This window comes from Priestia sp. USM5 (assembly GCF_058323215.1).
On sequence record NZ_JBSGKN010000001.1, the window covers coordinates 1,652,533 to 1,670,064 of the forward strand.

At 39.0% G+C, this 17,532-nt stretch carries 22 protein-coding genes and 2 riboswitches; of the genes, 18 read left to right on the forward strand and 4 right to left on the reverse strand.

Annotated features, from left to right (window positions below):
• Window positions 1-27: 27 nt before the first annotated feature.
• On the reverse strand, window positions 28-312 hold the full coding sequence (locus ACWATA_RS09100; RefSeq protein ID WP_013057729.1) for a putative quinol monooxygenase: 285 nt from the start codon (window positions 310-312) through the stop codon (window positions 28-30).
• Between the two features lie 204 nt (window positions 313-516).
• Here ACWATA_RS09100 and ACWATA_RS09105 point away from each other — a divergent pair, with 204 nt between their 5' ends.
• On the forward strand, window positions 517-831 hold the full coding sequence (locus ACWATA_RS09105; protein WP_013083811.1) for an ArsR/SmtB family transcription factor: 315 nt from the start codon (window positions 517-519) through the stop codon (window positions 829-831).
• Window positions 832-850: 19 nt separating this feature from the next.
• On the opposite strand, the gene ACWATA_RS09110 is transcribed toward ACWATA_RS09105, so the two are convergent.
• Window positions 851-1,186 (reverse strand): CHY zinc finger protein, encoded by a 336-nt coding sequence (locus ACWATA_RS09110; protein WP_274862527.1) that lies wholly within the window; start codon window positions 1,184-1,186, stop codon window positions 851-853.
• Window positions 1,187-1,363: 177 nt separating this feature from the next.
• On the opposite strand from ACWATA_RS09110, the gene murG reads away from it, so the two are divergent.
• From murG to ACWATA_RS09190, 16 genes are all read left to right on the forward strand, one after another.
• Window positions 1,364-2,431 (forward strand): undecaprenyldiphospho-muramoylpentapeptide beta-N-acetylglucosaminyltransferase, encoded by a 1,068-nt coding sequence (gene murG, locus ACWATA_RS09115; RefSeq protein ID WP_029714620.1) that lies wholly within the window; start codon window positions 1,364-1,366, stop codon window positions 2,429-2,431.
• 201 nt (window positions 2,432-2,632) lie between these two features.
• Window positions 2,633-2,775: riboswitch (cyclic di-AMP (ydaO/yuaA leader) on the forward strand.
• 72 nt (window positions 2,776-2,847) lie between these two features.
• Window positions 2,848-2,985, forward strand: a complete 138-nt coding sequence (locus ACWATA_RS09120; RefSeq protein WP_155278280.1) for a hypothetical protein — start codon at window positions 2,848-2,850, stop codon at window positions 2,983-2,985.
• 15 nt (window positions 2,986-3,000) lie between these two features.
• Window positions 3,001-3,141: riboswitch (cyclic di-AMP (ydaO/yuaA leader) on the forward strand.
• Between the two features lie 297 nt (window positions 3,142-3,438).
• Window positions 3,439-3,519: a K(+)-transporting ATPase subunit F gene (gene kdpF, locus ACWATA_RS09125; RefSeq protein WP_063611563.1), complete on the forward strand. Its 81-nt coding sequence runs from the start codon at window positions 3,439-3,441 to the stop codon at window positions 3,517-3,519.
• A 24-nt stretch (window positions 3,520-3,543) separates the two neighbouring features.
• The gene (gene kdpA / locus ACWATA_RS09130; protein ID WP_473050213.1) at window positions 3,544-5,205 is read left to right on the forward strand and encodes a potassium-transporting ATPase subunit KdpA; all 1,662 of its coding nucleotides are present in this window, start codon (window positions 3,544-3,546) and stop codon (window positions 5,203-5,205) included.
• Between the two features lie 21 nt (window positions 5,206-5,226).
• Entirely contained in the window at window positions 5,227-7,302 is a 2,076-nt protein-coding gene (gene kdpB / locus ACWATA_RS09135) for a potassium-transporting ATPase subunit KdpB (RefSeq protein ID WP_473049775.1), read from the forward strand.
• Window positions 7,303-7,315: 13 nt separating this feature from the next.
• Window positions 7,316-7,882, forward strand: coding sequence for a potassium-transporting ATPase subunit KdpC (kdpC, locus tag ACWATA_RS09140; RefSeq protein ID WP_409405335.1), 567 nt, complete (start codon window positions 7,316-7,318; stop codon window positions 7,880-7,882).
• Window positions 7,883-7,935: 53 nt separating this feature from the next.
• Complete coding sequence (gene kdpDN, locus ACWATA_RS09145; protein WP_182030245.1) at window positions 7,936-9,084, forward strand: KdpD-like non-kinase potassium sensor; 1,149 nt, start codon at window positions 7,936-7,938, stop codon at window positions 9,082-9,084.
• A gap of 29 nt (window positions 9,085-9,113) precedes the next feature.
• On the forward strand, window positions 9,114-9,548 hold the full coding sequence (locus tag ACWATA_RS09150; RefSeq protein ID WP_047750552.1) for a CBS domain-containing protein: 435 nt from the start codon (window positions 9,114-9,116) through the stop codon (window positions 9,546-9,548).
• A 254-nt stretch (window positions 9,549-9,802) separates the two neighbouring features.
• The gene (gene lepB, locus ACWATA_RS09155) at window positions 9,803-10,357 is read left to right on the forward strand and encodes a signal peptidase I (protein WP_028412768.1); all 555 of its coding nucleotides are present in this window, start codon (window positions 9,803-9,805) and stop codon (window positions 10,355-10,357) included.
• 82 nt (window positions 10,358-10,439) lie between these two features.
• Complete coding sequence (locus ACWATA_RS09160) at window positions 10,440-11,543, forward strand: oxidoreductase (protein ID WP_473049776.1); 1,104 nt, start codon at window positions 10,440-10,442, stop codon at window positions 11,541-11,543.
• Between the two features lie 249 nt (window positions 11,544-11,792).
• The gene (locus ACWATA_RS09165; RefSeq protein WP_033580612.1) at window positions 11,793-12,680 is read left to right on the forward strand and encodes a sulfite exporter TauE/SafE family protein; all 888 of its coding nucleotides are present in this window, start codon (window positions 11,793-11,795) and stop codon (window positions 12,678-12,680) included.
• A 461-nt stretch (window positions 12,681-13,141) separates the two neighbouring features.
• Window positions 13,142-13,603, forward strand: a complete 462-nt coding sequence (locus ACWATA_RS09170; RefSeq protein ID WP_033580613.1) for a hypothetical protein — start codon at window positions 13,142-13,144, stop codon at window positions 13,601-13,603.
• A 116-nt stretch (window positions 13,604-13,719) separates the two neighbouring features.
• Window positions 13,720-14,178, forward strand: a complete 459-nt coding sequence (locus tag ACWATA_RS09175) for a hypothetical protein (RefSeq protein ID WP_274862525.1) — start codon at window positions 13,720-13,722, stop codon at window positions 14,176-14,178.
• Complete coding sequence (locus tag ACWATA_RS09180; RefSeq protein ID WP_028412772.1) at window positions 14,178-14,498, forward strand: hypothetical protein; 321 nt, start codon at window positions 14,178-14,180, stop codon at window positions 14,496-14,498. Before ACWATA_RS09175 ends, ACWATA_RS09180 begins: the two co-directional genes overlap by 1 nt.
• Window positions 14,498-15,757, forward strand: coding sequence for a glutathionylspermidine synthase family protein (locus ACWATA_RS09185; RefSeq protein ID WP_274862524.1), 1,260 nt, complete (start codon window positions 14,498-14,500; stop codon window positions 15,755-15,757). The genes ACWATA_RS09180 and ACWATA_RS09185 overlap by 1 nt, the downstream gene beginning before the upstream one ends.
• A 15-nt stretch (window positions 15,758-15,772) precedes the next feature.
• Window positions 15,773-16,189 carry a DUF350 domain-containing protein gene (locus ACWATA_RS09190; RefSeq protein ID WP_033580616.1) on the forward strand — a complete coding sequence of 139 codons (417 nt, stop codon included), beginning with the start codon at window positions 15,773-15,775 and terminating at the stop codon, window positions 16,187-16,189.
• Window positions 16,190-16,207: 18 nt separating this feature from the next.
• On the opposite strand, the gene ACWATA_RS09195 is transcribed toward ACWATA_RS09190, so the two are convergent.
• Window positions 16,208-16,354 (reverse strand): hypothetical protein, encoded by a 147-nt coding sequence (locus ACWATA_RS09195; RefSeq protein WP_165351762.1) that lies wholly within the window; start codon window positions 16,352-16,354, stop codon window positions 16,208-16,210.
• Window positions 16,355-16,543: 189 nt separating this feature from the next.
• Between ACWATA_RS09195 and ACWATA_RS09200 the strand changes: the two genes are divergently transcribed.
• The gene (locus ACWATA_RS09200; protein ID WP_033580617.1) at window positions 16,544-16,969 is read left to right on the forward strand and encodes a DUF6843 domain-containing protein; all 426 of its coding nucleotides are present in this window, start codon (window positions 16,544-16,546) and stop codon (window positions 16,967-16,969) included.
• Window positions 16,970-17,010: 41 nt separating this feature from the next.
• Here ACWATA_RS09200 and ACWATA_RS09205 read toward each other — a convergent pair whose 3' ends face one another.
• The gene (locus tag ACWATA_RS09205; protein WP_028412776.1) at window positions 17,011-17,463 is read right to left on the reverse strand and encodes a hypothetical protein; all 453 of its coding nucleotides are present in this window, start codon (window positions 17,461-17,463) and stop codon (window positions 17,011-17,013) included.
• Window positions 17,464-17,532: the final 69 nt, after the last annotated feature.

Sequence of the window (17,532 nt, forward strand, 5' to 3'; positions counted from 1 at the left end):
TGCGTCATCCTTTCAAAGAAGTTATTTTTAGCCTTGTAATGTTTTTACATCTAAAGGTGCTACAAGTACGCCAGTTTGAGCAAATGCTACAAAACTTTGGAAATGAGCTGATTTATTGTGTGCTTGAATTGCTTCTTCGCTTTTCCACTCTTCAATCATCATAAATGTGTTAGGTGTAAAAGCATCTTCAAATAGTTGATAGTTGCTGTTTCCTTCTTCTTGTAAAGAATGCTTAATTAGTTCTTGTACGTTTTCTAAAAATTCTTCTCTTTTTGCTGGGTTAACTTTCATTGAAGCTTGTAAATGAATCATGGATGATTCCTCCTTTAATAATGATGGTGCTTTATATTATTTGTTTTGTTTTTAATCTTTCATTCAATTTACGATTAAAATGAAGATAAGTTCGAATATCATCGAACAATGAAACTATAACACCGATTAAATAACAGTGCAAGGAATTTAGTTCGAAAGTTATCGAACATTGATACACAAAAGAAGCTGTGTTATATTTTAAGCATGAGAAAACCTTATCAACCACCGAAATCTGAAATTAAATTAACGCCTATTTTACATGCGTTGAGTGATCCTAACCGGCTGCGAATTGTACAGTGTTTAGCGACAAGAAAGGAGCAGACCTGTTCGTATTATCAAAAATTAAATGTATCAAAATCAACGCTATCACATCATATTAAAGTACTTCGCGAAGCTGGAATTATCAAACTACGTATAGAAGGTACGCAGCACTATTATTCCTTGCGTTTAGAAGAACTTGAGGAACTGTTCCCAGGTCTGCTTCCTTCCATTATCAATATAGATGAGCAATTATTTTAAAAGCTGAACGATGTTTTGTTCAGCTTTTTTGTTCAAAATAAATGTGTCCATGCAGGCTGCATCCGGGATTAAAAGAAGAACGACAGTGAGGGCAAGTCGAGTTACAGGTTAAATATTCATTAATTGAGAGCTCATGTTTACATACTCCGCAAAGAATAGCTTTTTCATTAAACATAGATGTTGGCCATCTTTTAATGTCGTGATCCGCATGTGCGTTATGACATTGATAGCATGGATAATATGTATAACAGCAATAAAATTTTATTGCGATAATATCTTTATCCGTATGATAGTGCGTACAGCGCGTTTCGGAATCCACTGTGTCACCTTTTACTGCAGGTACAGATTTGTTCATTATCATCACTCCTTATGAAAAGTATAGCATGCTTTTATACGCCTTATCATACATATGTAAAAAGAAAAATGCTATAATAAAACCATCGTTTTACATGTCAGATCGCATGATAAAAAGATTAGATAAAAATTGATGTCAAAACAGATCGATTAAGTGATGCAAAGAGAGGAAGAAAAAATGAGTAAGCAAGTTATCGTTTTTACCGGAGGCGGAACAGCGGGGCACGTAACGCCAAACATTGCCATCATGAAAGAATTAGACAGTGAAAAATGGGATATCCATTATGTCGGTTCTCACAATGGTATTGAGAAAGAATTAATTACAAAATTAAACGTTCCATATCATGCGATTTCAAGCGGGAAGCTGCGTCGATACGTAGATATGGAAAATGTAAAAGATGTATTTCGAGTAGCAAAAGGGGTTGGCGATGCACGTCGCGTGCTGAAAAAACTAAAGCCTTCTCTTGTTTTTTCAAAAGGCGGTTTCGTCACAGTTCCTGTGGTAATGGCTGCTAAATCTTTAAACATTCCCGTGTTCATTCATGAAAGTGATTTAACACCGGGACTGGCAAATAAAATTGCGCAGAAATTTGCCACTAAAATTTTTACTTCTTTTGATGAAGCCGCAAACTACTTTCCAAAAGAAAAAGTGCAGGTTGTTGGTTCACCTATTCGAAAAGAGCTATTTAGCGGAAGCGCAGCGAACGGGGAAAGCTGGCTACGCTTTTATGATAAGCGCCCCATTTTAACGATTATGGGCGGAAGTTTAGGAGCACGCCGTATTAATGAAATCGTTCGAGAGTCTTTGCCTGAACTGCAAAAGAAATTCCAAATTGTACACCTTTGCGGAAAAGGCAATATTGATACAAGCCTTGAAAAAGAGTCAGGCTACCGTCAGTTAGAATACGTAAACGAACAGCTTCCTGATGTTCTAGCGGCAACTGATTATGTGATTACACGCGGTGGATCCAATGCCATTTTTGAGTTTTTAGCTCTTCATAAACCGATGATGATTATTCCTTTATCAAAAGCACAGAGTCGCGGAGATCAAATTTTAAATGCACAATCTTTTAAGAAAAAAGGCTACTGTATGGTTGTAGAAGAAGAACAGTTAACAAAAGAACTGTTTTTGCGTGAAGTAAATGAGCTTCAGCAGCAAGCAAGTACGATGAAGCGTACAATGCGTGAAGCAACAAAAACGGATGCCATTTCAATTCTTGTAAATGAAATTGAGAAAATGAGCTAAAAAAGAGACTGAAACAGACGTATGTTAGCCGAAGTGAAAAACGAACCATTGATCAAGGTATTTGATTAGTGGTTCGTTTTTTTTTAAAATCTATTATTTTAAAATAATGAATAAACATAGAAAAATAAAGCTTTTAAAATTTCAAAAAATGTTGTTGACAGTAAATTTTAACAGGAGTAAGATTACTCTCATGAAACGTTCCACTGTGAAACGCTGAGTCTTTTCTGAAAGAGAAGGAAAGAGCGGAGGACCCAATTATCAGGGGTGAATCTCTTAATTGAGTAGGGTTACTTTCTTGACCCGAACCCGTCAGCTAACTTCGTAAGCGTTAAGAGAGAGGATGGTGTAATCGTGGTCGTTTTCTATAACAGCGGATAGTACGCTCCTTTCAAAATATAGGTGAAAGGAGCGTCAGGATGCATTTATCTAAGCAAATGATTCAAATGATTGAATATCGGGCCATGTGCGATCAGCAATCTTTTGATCTAGCAAACCGCTATTTGTCTACGTTAGCTAATCAAAGTTTTAAACGCAGCAGTAAAAACTATTATTAAGTCTAAAAATTAAATAACAAATATACGCTTAATCAATTATGAGCGGGGGACCCAATATTTTGTACGTATGTACTAGGGGTGAATCTCTTAACTGAGTAGGGTTACTTCCATAACCCGAATCCGACAGCTAACTCCGTAAGCGTTTTGGGAGTAAAAAATTCGTGTCAATCACGGCTTATTTGTCGTGCATTAAACCGCGGAAGAGAACTCTCTTCTGCGGTTTTTTAGTGGAAAAAAATAGCATCACGTCTCACCTTTAGCTTTCTTGGACGTGATGGTTTATGTAAAGCAATAGTTACTAAGCTTAGAAGCTATCATTTTTGTTAGGAAAAAGTCAGGAGGGAGCAACGTGGATATAATCATGCTTGGAACACTTGCCATATTAACAGCTGCTATGTACGGAATTATTTGCTGGTCGTCTCATGTAGTAGATGAAAGAGAGGAGAAGTGAACGTGTCGTTCATTTTGTTAGGTATTTCAGTTCTCGTTTTAATTTATTTAGTGTATGTACTGTTAAATCCAGAACAATTTTAATAAGCGGAGGAATAAAAAGTGGGGATTTTTCTACTATCAGTTGCGCTGCTGCTTGTTTTTGTAGCGCTTATTGCAAAGCCCGTAGGTATTTATATAGCGAATGTGTTTTCAAACGATAAAAACACTAGCTTGATAGGAAAGATAGAAACGGTGATGTTTAAAGCAGCAGGAATTAAAGGGCTTAATCAGACGTGGAAGCAATATGCATTTGCTCTTGTTTTGGCGAATACGTTTATGATTTTTGTGGTGTACCTTATCTTCCGGTTTCAGGGGGTACTGCCGCTTAACCCAAGCCACATCAAAGGAATGGATCCGGCACTCGCTTTTAACACGGCCATTAGTTTTATGACAAATACGAACTTGCAGCACTACAGCGGCGAATCAGGTTTGTCCTATTTCTCGCAGATGGCAGCCGTTGTATTTATGATGTTTGCAGCACCAGCAACGGCACTTGCAGTAGCAATCGCTTTTATTCGCGGGCTAGCAGGGAAGGAAATGGGAAACTTTTTTGTTGACTTTGTAAAATCAATTACGCGTATTTTACTTCCTATCGCTTTTATAACAGGCATTTTATTTATGTTTTTAGGTGTCCCTCAAACGTTAAGCGGAACGGTGACTGCCCATACAATAGAAGGGGCAACACAGCAAATAGCAAGGGGACCAGTTGCTTCTTTTCTTTCAATCAAAGAGCTAGGCAACAACGGAGGGGGATTTTTTGGTGTCAATTCAGCTCATCCATTTGAAAATCCTAATGCGTGGAGCAATGTATTACAAATCGTCCTTATGCTGTTATTGCCAACAGCCCTTCCTTTTACGTACGGAAAAATGATTGGACAGCGTAAACAAGGCCGCATCTTGTTTGTAGCGATGAGTATGCTGTTTATCGTTATTTTAAGCACAGCGTTTGTAACAGAGTGGGGAGGCAATCCAAGACTTGGTGCTTTTCATCTAAATGAAGCGAGCGGTTATATGGAAGGGAAAGAAGTCCGTTTTGGTGTCGGCATGTCGACGCTTTACGCCATCGTGACGACAGCAAGTGAAACAGGTGCAGTCAACACCATGCACGATACCCTGACGCCTCTTACCGGGTTATTAACGCTTGGAAATATGATGTTAAATACCGTATTTGGCGGTGTCGGAGCAGGATTTATGAATGTTATGATGTACGTCATCATTGCCGTATTTTTATCAGGTTTAATGGTTGGAAGAACACCAGAATACGTAGGTAAAAAAATTGAAGGAAAAGAAATGAAGCTAATCGCCGTGACGCTTATTCTGCAGCCGCTGCTAATTTTAGGAGGAACAGCCGTAGCACTTACCACTCATTTAGGAATGGAAGGTATATCAAACCCTGGCTTTCACGGCTTAAGTCAGGCACTGTACGAATTTACGTCGTCAGCAGCAAACAATGGGTCCGGTTTTGAAGGACTCGGTGACGCAACGCCGTTTTGGAACATTTCTACGGGAATTGTTATGTATATTGGACGCTACTTCGGACTAATTACAATGCTGGCGGTATCGAGCTCACTAGCATCTAAGCAGCTTGTTCCCGAAACACCTGGAACATTTAAAACGGATACGTCTTTATTTAGCGGCATTTTAATTGGAACTACCGTTATTGTAGGAGCACTTACGTTTTTCCCAGTGCTTGTGCTTGGGCCGGTTGCTGAGTATTTAACACTGTAATCAAGAAAGCGGAGGATCATAATGAATAAACGGAATTTTGCAAATAATATTGAATTGGATCGCAACAGTCATATTCAAGGTTCTGTAGATAAACAAGCTTCATCGATTTTTATTCAATCAGTAAAGCAGGCGTTTATCAAGCTCAGCCCAAGAACGATGATAAAAAACCCTATCATGTTCGTAGTAGAAATCGGGTTTATAATTACGCTTTTTTTAGCCGTTGTTCCGGACCTTTTCGGAGAAAGTACAGTAAGCACAGGATTTAATGTTGCCGTATCTCTCGTGTTATTTTTCACCATTGTTTTTGCTAATTTTGCAGAAGCATTAGCAGAAGGACGAGGAAAAGCACAGGCAAACTCATTAAAGAAATCGAAAGGCGATATTACAGCTAATCAGCTTCAAAACGGGCAAATGATACAAGTTCCGGCATCGCAACTAAAAAAAGGAGACATCGTCGTCGTTTCACAAGGCGAAATGATTCCTGGAGATGGAGAAATTATTAAAGGACTGGCGTCCGTTGATGAATCGGCCATTACGGGGGAATCGGCACCTGTTATGAAAGAAGCAGGCGGGGATTTTAACTCTGTAACGGGAGGTACAAGAGTTGTCAGCGATGAAATTACAATTAAAATTACGTGTGAGCAAGGTGAATCGTTTTTAGATAAAATGATTTCGCTTGTTGAAGGAGCAGAGCGTCAAAAAACGCCAAATGAAATTGCGCTAAACACGGTTTTGACAAGTTTGACGATTATTTTTTTACTAGTTGTTGTGACGCTTCCTGTCTTTACAAACTATTTACATTTTCAACTCGACACGGCTATTTTAATTTCACTGCTCGTCTGCCTTATTCCTACGACGATTGGAGGATTATTATCGGCGATTGGAATTGCTGGAATGGATCGAGTCACGCAGTTTAACGTGATTGCTATGTCAGGAAAAGCAGTAGAAGCAGCTGGTGACATCAATACAATTATTTTAGATAAAACCGGCACCATTACGTTTGGAAACCGAATGGCTCATCAATTAACGACTGTAGAAGGCGTAGACGAACGTGAACTGTACAAATGGGCGTTTGTTTCTTCTCTTTACGACGAAACACCAGAAGGACGCTCGGTGGTTGATTTTATCCAAACTCGCATGGGAGTAGAAGACCTTAGAAAAACGCAGGGAACGTTTGTAGAATTCAAAGCTGAAACGCGAATGAGCGGCATTGACTTACAGAATGTATCTGTACGAAAAGGAGCAGTGGACGCCGTCACGGCATGGGTAGAGTCAAATGGCGGGAAGGTTCCCTCTGATTTACAGCAAAAAGCGAACGAAATTGCAGGAGCTGGTGGCACGCCGCTTGCCGTCGCCGCCGATGATAAAATTTATGGCTTGATTTATTTAAAAGACACGGTAAAACCAGGAATGAAAGAACGCTTTGATGAACTTCGTAAAATGGGCATTAAAACAGTCATGTGCACAGGAGATAATCCGTTAACCGCAGCAACTATTGCAAAAGAAGCTGGAGTAGATGAATTTATTGCGGAATGCAAGCCAGAAGACAAGATTCAAGTCATTAAATACGAACAGCAGCAAGGCAAGCTAGTTGCGATGACAGGTGACGGAACAAATGATGCCCCTGCACTTGCTCAAGCTGACGTTGGTTTAGCAATGAACAGCGGAACCTCAGCTGCTAAAGAAGCAGCAAATATGGTGGACTTGGATTCGGATCCCACTAAAATCATTGAAGTCGTTTCAATCGGAAAACAGCTATTAATGACAAGGGGTGCCTTAACTACATTCAGCATCGCAAACGATATTGCTAAGTATTTCGCGATTATTCCAGCGATGTTTACCTTGGCGATTCCGCAAATGGAGGCTCTTAACGTAATGAAGCTGAATTCACCTCTATCTGCTGTATTGTCAGCGCTTATTTTTAATGCCGTCATTATCCCGCTGTTAATTCCCTTAGCCATGAAGGGAATTGCCTATAAGCCGATGAGTTCTAACGCCCTGCTGCGAAAAAATTTGTTCATTTACGGATTAGGTGGGGTATTAGTTCCATTCATTGGGATTAAAGCGATTGACTTATTACTTTCATTTGTGATGTAGAGGAGAAGAAACGATGATACAAACAGAACGAACGGGAAGCATTATTGTTCGCTTAACAATTATGATGATGATACTTTGTGGTCTTATTTATCCTGTTGTGATGACAGGTATTGCTCAAACAGCTGTTCCAAGTAAAGCAAACGGCAGCCTAATCTATTCAAACAATCATCAAGTTATCGGTTCTAAGCTGATTGGGCAGCAGTTTACAAGCAATGCATTTTTTCACGGCAGAGTCTCTAGTATTGATTATAACGGGGCAGGATCTGGGTCGTTGAATTTAGCACCTTCAAATAAAGATCTTACGAATCGTATCGAGAAATCCGTAGCGGCGTGGAAAAAAGAAAACGAAGTGCCCAAAGAAGGAATTCCAATTGATGCCGTCACAAATTCGGCTTCTGGACTCGATCCTGACATGACGCCACAAGCTGCATATGCACAAGTAGAGCGTGTGGCAAAAGCCACACATATTAAAGCCAACACGCTAAAACAGTTAATCAAAGAACATACTCAGCAAGGGGCTTTTAGTGAAAAACGAGTAAATGTAGTAGAGCTAAATTTAGCTGTTCAACGAGAGCGCTAATTACATGCACTCGCTTCATGTACTGAAGCGAGTGTGATAAAGGGGCACAAACAATGAAAGAAAAAGAAGCTCATCCATACTTTCGAAGAAAAACTCCGGAAGAACTATTGCGTGAACTTCATGATCAGAAGCGCGGAAAGCTTAAACTCTACATCGGTGCCGCACCGGGAGTAGGGAAGACGTATAAAATGCTTCAAGATGCGCATGACTTAGTCAAAGAAGGCGTAGATGTCGTAGTTGGATATGTAGAAACACACGGCAGGAATGAGACTAAGGCGATGATTGGAAATCTAGAAGTAATCCAAAGAGAAACCGTTTTTTATAAAGGAAAAGAATTACAAGAACTTGATTTACTGGCGATTGTAAGAAGGCGGCCAAAAGTTGTAATTATCGATGAACTTGCTCACACAAATGTTCCGACAAGCCGCCATAAAAAACGTTTTGAAGATGTTTCTTACCTGCTCAACCAAGGTATTTCAGTTATGTCAGCAATGAACATTCAGCATATGGAAAGCGTACATGACCTCGTATATGCTGTTACCCAAGTAAAAGTTCGTGAAACGGTGCCAGATTTATTTATTCAGCAAGCAGATGAAATTCAGCTTGTCGACGTTACACCGGAACAGCTGCAAAAGCGTCTTCGTGAAGGCAAAATATACGAAGTCCATAAAATTGAACAAAGCCTGCAGTCTTTTTTTAAGCTCGCAAATCTCCATGCCCTTCGTGAATTAACGCTCAGAGAAATAGCGGATGAAGTGGACGGTAAGCTCATTCATTCCCATGAAATTGGTGTAACAGGTATTTGTGAACGCATTTTAGTATGCATTCAATACAGTGAAACAGCTGAAAAATTGATTCGAAGAGGCTGGAGAATGGCGAACCGATTGAAAGCAGATTTGCTGCTGCTCCATGTTTTTAAAGGCGATCAGACTGAGAGGGAGAAAACACAAATCAAACAGTGGCAGGCATTCGCTGACCGTTTCCACGCATCGCTAATTGTTGAAGAAGCTAAAAAGCAAAAACCAGCTGCAGTGATTGTGAACGTAGCCAAGCAGTATCGCGTTACTCAAATCTTACTAGGGCAATCAGCGAGGACAAGATGGGAAGAGATTCGAAAAGGCTCTATTGTGAATACAATTATGCGACAGACTCATAACATCGATATTCATATTGTTTCAGATTCAGCAAAACAACAAAAATAAAATGCATATATAACAAAAGGAGAATATGAGTGAATATTGCGTTCTTTTTACTTCCTAAAAAAGAAGTGGTTACCCTATCGACACGGTCAACGATCCGTCAAGCATTGGAGAAAATGGAGTATCATCGCTACTCTTCTGTGCCGCTTATTAATCAAAAAGGAGAATATGTAGGGACTTTGGCAGAAGGAGACTTGTTATGGAAGCTAAAAAGCCTAGAACATATAGAACTCCATGAGTTAGAACACCTACGAATTGAGGAGGTTCCAAGACATCGCGATTACGAAGCTATCACCATTAACGATGAAATGGAAAGTATTTTGTCACGCGCGTCTGAACAAAATTTTGTGCCAGTTGTAGATGATCAAAACATTTTTATTGGACTCGTGCGGCGAAGAGAGATTATAGAGTATTGTATCTCCCAACTTTTTATACATGGAGAAACGCCTTTAAATGTGAAGATTTAGTTAAGTTTGCGTAAAAAACATAATTTTTACATAAAAGGTAGTCTCTTTTTATATAATTAATGTTATAATAAGAGATGTAAAGACGAAACTTGCGTAATGTAAGCCTCTAACATTTGTTAGAGGTTCTTTTTTTACATAACATAAAACATTTGATTTCAGTTCTTTCTATGGTTAAGTTAGAATAAGTGTTAAAGTAAGAGGTTTCTTGCTTTTTTACATAAGAAAAGTGAGCTGTACAAAGGAGACAAAGCATATTGACTACGGAAAAAACAAAAAGCGATCAATTACGCAGCATATTCAAAACTATTATCTTCGCTATCGCTCTAGTATTTATGATTCGCGCATTTTTATTTTCTCCGTATATTGTAGAAGGCGCTTCAATGAACCCAACGCTGCATAACGGAGAGCGGTTGTTCGTGAATAAACTGTCGTATTCGCTCCATGATATTCGCCGCGGAGATATTGTGATTATTAAAGATGAGGCTAAGAATAAGCATTATGTAAAAAGAGTAATCGGTCTGCCAGGTGAAAAAATCGAAATGAAAAAAGATCAGCTTTATATTGATGATAAAAAAGTAAGTGAACCTTATTTAAAAACGAATCGTCAAATTGCCAACAACATGGATATGGAGCTTACGGGAGATTTTGAACCCGTACAAATACCTAAAAACGAAGTATTTGTAATGGGTGACAACCGTCTGTACAGTATGGATAGCCGCAACGGTCTAGGTCTTATTGATGAAAAACGAATTGTCGGAAAAAGCGAATTTGTATTTTATCCGGTCAAAAAAATAAGAAAAACAACGTAAAAAGAAATGCCGATAAAGGTATTTCTTTTTTTATGCCTATGTCTACTCCGCTTATAGATGGGCAAGCTAAGGGAAAAAAGGTGTGAATCAATTGAAGACGGCCTATGAAAAGTTATTTAAACATTTTAAATTTGTTGATGCTCTTGAGATGAAAAACCGATTAGCAATGGGACCTATACTCACATACGCTTCACGAGAAAACGGGGAAATATCCGATATCGATCTGACTTTTTACGAAAAACGAGTAGGGGGCGTCAGTACGGTAATTATCGGCCCCGCGTTTATCACAGAAAATGGCCAAGTAGCACATGGTCAAATCGGAATTCATCGTGATCAGGTCATACGAAAGCTTCATCAACTAACCCAAATGATTCATAGAAGAGGAGCTAAAGCGATTCTTCAACTATCGCACGGGGGAAGAAAGTGCGTAGAAATGGAAAGTAAGTGGCAAGCAATTAGCCCTAGTGAAAAGCCTCACAAACGTAAAGGAAAAAAGCCTGTTCAAATGACCGAGCGCGATATAACTTATATTGTTCAAGCGTTTGGCGAAGCTACCACAAGAGCTATGGAAGCAGGGTTTGATGGAGTGGAAATTGACGGAGGAAATGAATGTTTACTGCAGCAGTTTACGTCAAGGCAAGCCAATGAACGAAGTGATTCTTATGGAGGAAGCGCAGAAAACCGCTTCACTTTTGCACTTGAAGTTATTCGTGAAGTGACGCGTCGAGCAGCACATGCGGGCAAACCATTTATTGTGGGATATACATTAGCGCCCAAAGAAAAAGGCTATTTAGGAAATAAAGTGGAAGATACATTTGAGTGGATTGATCGTCTTGTTCATACAGAAATTGATTATTTACATATCAGTGCTTTGCATGAACCTACCTCAAAAAGGGAAGAAAATCATTCACTGCTTTCTTTGATCATTAAGCACGTCAATTACCGGGTCCCTCTTGTGGGTACAGGAGGACTTACGGCAACGGAAGTCGCAGAAGCTTTTGAGCAAGGTCTGGCTTTAATTACGATTGAACAAGCGTTAGTCGTACAGCCAGATTGGGTAGAAAAAGTGATAAATAGCGATGAGCCTACTTCTATGGATGTGACGTCATTAGATAAAGATGTGAGTTTACCACCTGAAGTGCTAGCTCACTGGCAAGACATGCATAAAAATGACCGCCCTTATTAAGTGAGCGGTCGTTTTTATGTTGTTGACTTAACAAGAAGAATTTTATTTTACTGATACTATAACCAAGCAGCATACATAGACTAAAAGAAAAACTAAAAACACAGTTGACTTCTAGGAATAGTTAGGATTACAATATAAACAACTTATTTATAAAACGGACAGCTGATCGGACATACCGAAGGCTTCTAGCAAACAACTGTTGGAGGCCTTTTTGTGCTCTCTAACAGAAGATTAAAGTGGAGGGACAACATGAAAAAGTTAATTACGTTTGCACTTATTGGCTTTTTAGCTCAGTTAATTGACGGATCACTTGGAATGGCGTACGGGGTGACATCAACTACCCTACTTTTAACGTTTGGAATTGCACCAGCTGTGGCTTCGGCATCTGTTCACTTGGCAGAAGTTGTAACAACAGCAGCGTCTGGTGTTTCACATATTAAATTTGGCAACGTAGATAAATCGATGGTTTTAAAACTGATTATTCCTGGTTCCATCGGGGCTTTTGTAGGAGCCTGCTTTCTAAGTAATTTACCTGGAGATGCAGTAAGACCTTACGTTTCAACATTCTTATTGCTCCTAGGAGTTTATGTGTTATTTCGCTTTTTATTTACGTTTAAAACAAACGAAGAAAAGAGCACCAAACCTTTATCGACGAAGCAGTCCATTCCGTTAGGATTAATTGCTGGATTTGCTGATGCTACAGGAGGAGGAGGCTGGGGGCCGATTGCAACGCCTGTATTGCTAGCTAAAAAAGGCACAACAGCACGGAAAGTCGTTGGAACCGTTGATACAAGTGAATTTGCTATTGCCGTCTCGGCTACACTTGGCTTTTTAATTTCTCTCGGCTGGGAGCAGGTAAACTGGTTCTGGGTAGGCGCTCTTATGATTGGCGGAATTATCGCGGCTCCGATTGCTGCATGGTTTGTTCGTATTATCCCGGCTCACTTGCTTGGTTCGCTTGTTGGTGGGTTTATCATTTTAACAAATGCTCGAACACTCTTAAATACATGGGTATCAAGCAGCTCAACGCAGATAGCTGTATACGCATTTATCCTTATTGTATGGGCAGCAGCAATCGTTTACTCATTTTTACAAGGGAAAAAATATAATCAAAATCGAAACGTAGAAGTTTCGTAATAGAAGGATGGAATAAAAATAGCTTAGTTAAAGAAAGATCTGAACGTGTTTGATTCTGTATAGAGAATCAAATGTGTTCAGATTTTTTTATGGTTAGAGTGAAGGCAGTTTCATGTATGTAGTGGCCTCTAGCTGTTGGCCGGAGGGCAAGGCGAGGAATTACGCGTAAAAAGCGGAACAGGTGAGACCCGGCAAAAGTGGTCGCCCTCGGAAAACGAAGCCTTACACGGAAGTCAACAGCGGTGTAACAAGGGAGCATACTAGCGTATTTATCTCATGCTCGTCTTTAGATTGGGATGATTTTGTTATGTCTCAATCTCTTTTAGTATCTGAATACCGTAAAATAGACGAGCGTAGATATTTTTTTTGCGTCTTATGATACAATAGACGAGTTCATTCATGAGTGGGAATACTTTCTAACACATATAAAATTCATTGAATCGTCGAGGTGTGAAGAGTAAGTGGTCTATTTTATTTTAGTATTAGTAGCAGCTATCGAAGTAATTGTCTTATTGATTAATCGACCTGTATTTGCAAACATTCCGTATGTGCAAGTATATATTGTTCCTTTGTTAATAGTAATTGTCATAACGATGTTACTTTCGCGAAATCCAAAGAGGTTTATGCGGTGGTTTAAACAAGGGCTTATTACGATTTCAGTCGTTGTACTTGTATTCGTACCGGTTCTCTATGCCAAAAATCTCCCGCTGTATGGTTATAATGAAGCAAAAAAAATGCTTGCGCAAAGAGAACAGCTCTTGCTAAGTCAGTTCCAAAAAGGAAAATACGTATATCCAGCAAAAGACAGCCCTAAAAAATACAGGTATCTATTCAAAGTTCATCGTGGAAACGGCATGCTTGAATATGTATTCGACCCATACACAGGCGGTTATGAAGTTGTGACAGATGTGATAAAAAAATAAAGGTTTAGCTTATTTAAAGCTAAGCCTTTTTATATGAGAAAAAATTGAAACTTTTTGAAAATCTGTGCGTATTTACTAAAGAGCGTTCACAAAAAAGTCACAAAAGGAGTTGTACAATGGCAAAATTAGAATACCGACTGCTAAAGCCTGATGATACGTTTGTATCTATTTATCACTATCAGTCTATTGAACTTGAACAAATTTTAGCAAGAAGAGAATGCGAATTTTTTGTTAAAGAAGGAATAACGTATAAACAAACTTCATCTGCAGTCGAAGATGATATACATATTATTTATGTGAAAGAACATGAACATGGACCGAAAGAGCAAGCAGAAGGTGATCACAGAGAGATTACGTTAGAAGTCCGCGAACTGAATTCTCTTCAAGGACATCCGATTTTATTCGCCTCTTCATTTTATACGCATTTGGACGTATTAAGCTATATCGGAACTGTTTATACGTACTATAATGGATTGGAATGGGAAAGAGACTCTGCGGAAATTGATGAAGACCGCAGCGCGTACAGTTTATATGTAACAAAAACAGGCATAACGTATGAAAGGGGAAAGGCTTAATGTCAAAAACAAAAAAAATGATGGCGGGGGTTTTGACCACTGCTTTAATGACATCGCTCGTTGCCTGTGGTTCAACTGATCAGGCAAGACCAGCTAAACCGAAAGATAAATCGTGCGACAAGTGGAAATGGGATGAAGATACGAAAACGTACTACTGTTCAGATTCTTCTTCTTCGCACAGCGGTTCATATTATCACGGAGGGCGCTACTACGGGTCTAAAAAACAGCTGACCTCATCATCGTCCTATAAATCATTTAAATCAAGCAGCTCGTATAAATCTGGAATTGGGAGCGGCTCTAAAGGCGGTTTTGGCGGGTAATGCATAAAGAAAAGCGAGAAATGTTTTATAAAGAAATTCAAGATTTTTGGTACGACTTATATGGAACAGAGTATGCTCTTTATGACGTACATATGGAGTCTTCTCACATCATTCATTCTATTAAAGAAGCAGCAAATCAAATCGGGGAACTATTTTTTAAAACGGCACCTTTACTTCGTTCATTAGATGATCAGACGCTTCTTTCTTTAGGATTTCCAAAAGCCAGTTTACCGTACCTGCGACTGAAAACGATGGAAACAGAAAGTGTTATTTCACGCCTTGATTTTGCTGTTACGGCTGATCAAATCAAGCTTCTAGAACTAAACGCGGATACGCCTACATTCATCAAAGAATTATTTCATGTAAATGAGTTAGTCTGTCGGCATTTTCAGGTTCAAAACCCTAATAAGCTTGAAGAAAAAAAGCTTGCTTTAGCATTAAAACACGCCATTTTTGAAGCTTATAACGAGCTAGATAGAACGAACTATCCAAACGTCGTTTTTTCTTCTCATGATACACATGAAGAAGATAAGCTAACGACTCTTTATTTAATGAAGCTAGCCGATGTAGATGCTACATACGTTCCGTTATCGCAGCTTCGAATTGTCCCTGCCTCTACAGTTGAAGAAGGTGAACATATAGAAGCGGGCGTGTATGATCAACATGGACAAAAAATAGACGTACTCTATCGCCAAACTTATCCGCTTGAACATTTAATTGAAGATGAAGATCCGAGTACGCATGAAAAAGTCGGACACATGCTTTTAACATTGGTACAGCAAAAACAAGTAGCCATAATCAATCCGCCTTCTGCATTTTTACTGCAGTCTAAAGCCGTGCAAGCACTCATTTGGGCTTTGTATGAACAACATCATCCTTTCTTCACTAAAGAAGAGCATCACATTATTGAAACATACTTTTTACCAACGTATTTAGAAGAAGATCCATTTATTGAAAGAAAACAAGCATTTGTGAAGAAACCATCGTTTGGTCGTGAGGGAGATACCGTTGAAATTTATAATGAAGACGGAATCAAAATAGACGAAGATCAGCATAAGACATATCAAGAATACACGGCTGTATATCAACAGTTTATTCCTTTGCCAACTGCAAAAATGAAGACGCAAACGAAAACAGTAGAGGCTCATATCATGTACGGGTGCTTTTTATTAAATGGAAAAGCAAGCGCAGTAGGAATTCGAGCTGGAAATCAAATTACAGATAACGAATCGTATTATTTGCCGATTGGATTAAAATGAAAAGGGGAACTAAAAATGACACAATGGATTGATTGGGCTAGTATAGGGAGTTTTTTATCTCACGTAGCGGTAGGATTAGGGCTATTATTTATCGGAGTAATCGTATTTGAATTAACAACAAAATTTAATGATCGTGAACTTATAAAAAAAGGAAATGTCGCAGTCGCTTTGAAGTTATGGGGAAAAGGAATTGGGCTTGCTATTGTCATTTTCACTGTGTGGAGCAACAGCTTAAATTTGGTAGATGCAACTCTTTGGGGAGTAGTAGGTATCATTACTCAAGTAGTGACATATTGGATTATTGAATTTATTATGACGCCTAAAACGAGCCTAGCCAAAAAAGTAGAAGAAGGAAATGTAGCGGTTGGAGTAACTCTTTTTGCAGCATCGATAGCCGTTGGCCTTATTGTCGCTGGAAGCTTAACATATTAAAAGAAGGCGATTCCTGTTTTACGGGGAATCGCTTTTTTTATGTCCAGATTGCTCGTGTTCACTTAGTAATAATATACGTGTATTTTCACGGTCGGCACGAACAATTTTTTGCTGTGTGTAAAGCGGAATGACAAAGAGCAAAATAAATAAAAAAACATAGCTCATTTTTGTTATCCTCCCATGTAAATTGTAAACGCCTGCTAATAGTGTGTGACAAACAATACGTAAATATAGCATATTTGACTGGATAAACTGGGAAAAATTGAGGGGTGCAAAAAGAATATAATCTTACCTTCAACAAAAACTAAAAGCAGTATAGAGACACGTCTTTTATTAAGAAAGGAGTTGGGAAAAGTGAAAAGGTGGCTCATTTTGTTTTTATTGATCGTAATCGCATCTGGATGTGGCCGTCCAGATGAAACGTCTCAACCGAGCATTTTCCTTATACCAGAAGGGTACAAAGGATGGGTTATGGTCGAATATGATAAAGATAACGGAAATCCTAGCAAGACAGAAGGAGACTACACTGTATTTAAAGTAAACGAGCAGGGAGTCGGGAAAACCAAAACGCTTTTAAGCGGCGGCGGCTGGGCAAGAAATAAATATTTCTATGTAAATAAAAATGGAGAGCGAAAGCAATTGAAGCAAGGGAAGATGATTCATGGCACGACTCAAGGTAACAAAAATCATACGGTAACCTACTTTTTCGTCGGCACCGCAAAAGAGTTCGACAAGGCCGGGGACTATCGAAGAAAACTTACCGAAGAAAGTTCTTCGTAAAAAAGAAACGCTGCCTCTTTGGCAACGTTTCTTTTCTATCTTCATTTGAATGTGCAAAAGACGGTGTCTTTTAAACGTTGAATTTCGTTTAGTGCTTCTTCCTGCTTATGAATTACCCAATCTGGCAATGAGTGTTCAACCGACAGCTCGTCGAAACAAGCCCCGCATGTTTTAACTTCAATATAAGATTCAATATATTGAAGGTGATCTAAGTTATAAGCCCAAAGTCGACGTTCAGGGCAGATTGTTTCCAAGTAAAGCGGAAGCTGAAAAAAAGGATCTACTGCTTCAGAAAGTTCTAACGGTCCTTGGCCCTCAGCGCTGATGACGTCTAGATAACCACAGTGAGGACACGTGCATGAGTGTGTTGACCCGCTCAATTTTTTATCCAGTTTTACAACTCGCGCACATAGTTCGCAGTTTGGACATTTTACTAAGATAAAGTCAAGGAACTTATCTAAAAATTGCTGCTGTATTACTTGTTGATTTGTCATTTTTTGTACCTCTAACTGTCAAACTTTTTTTAGTTACGAAAATAAATCATGAAACCTACATACTATTCA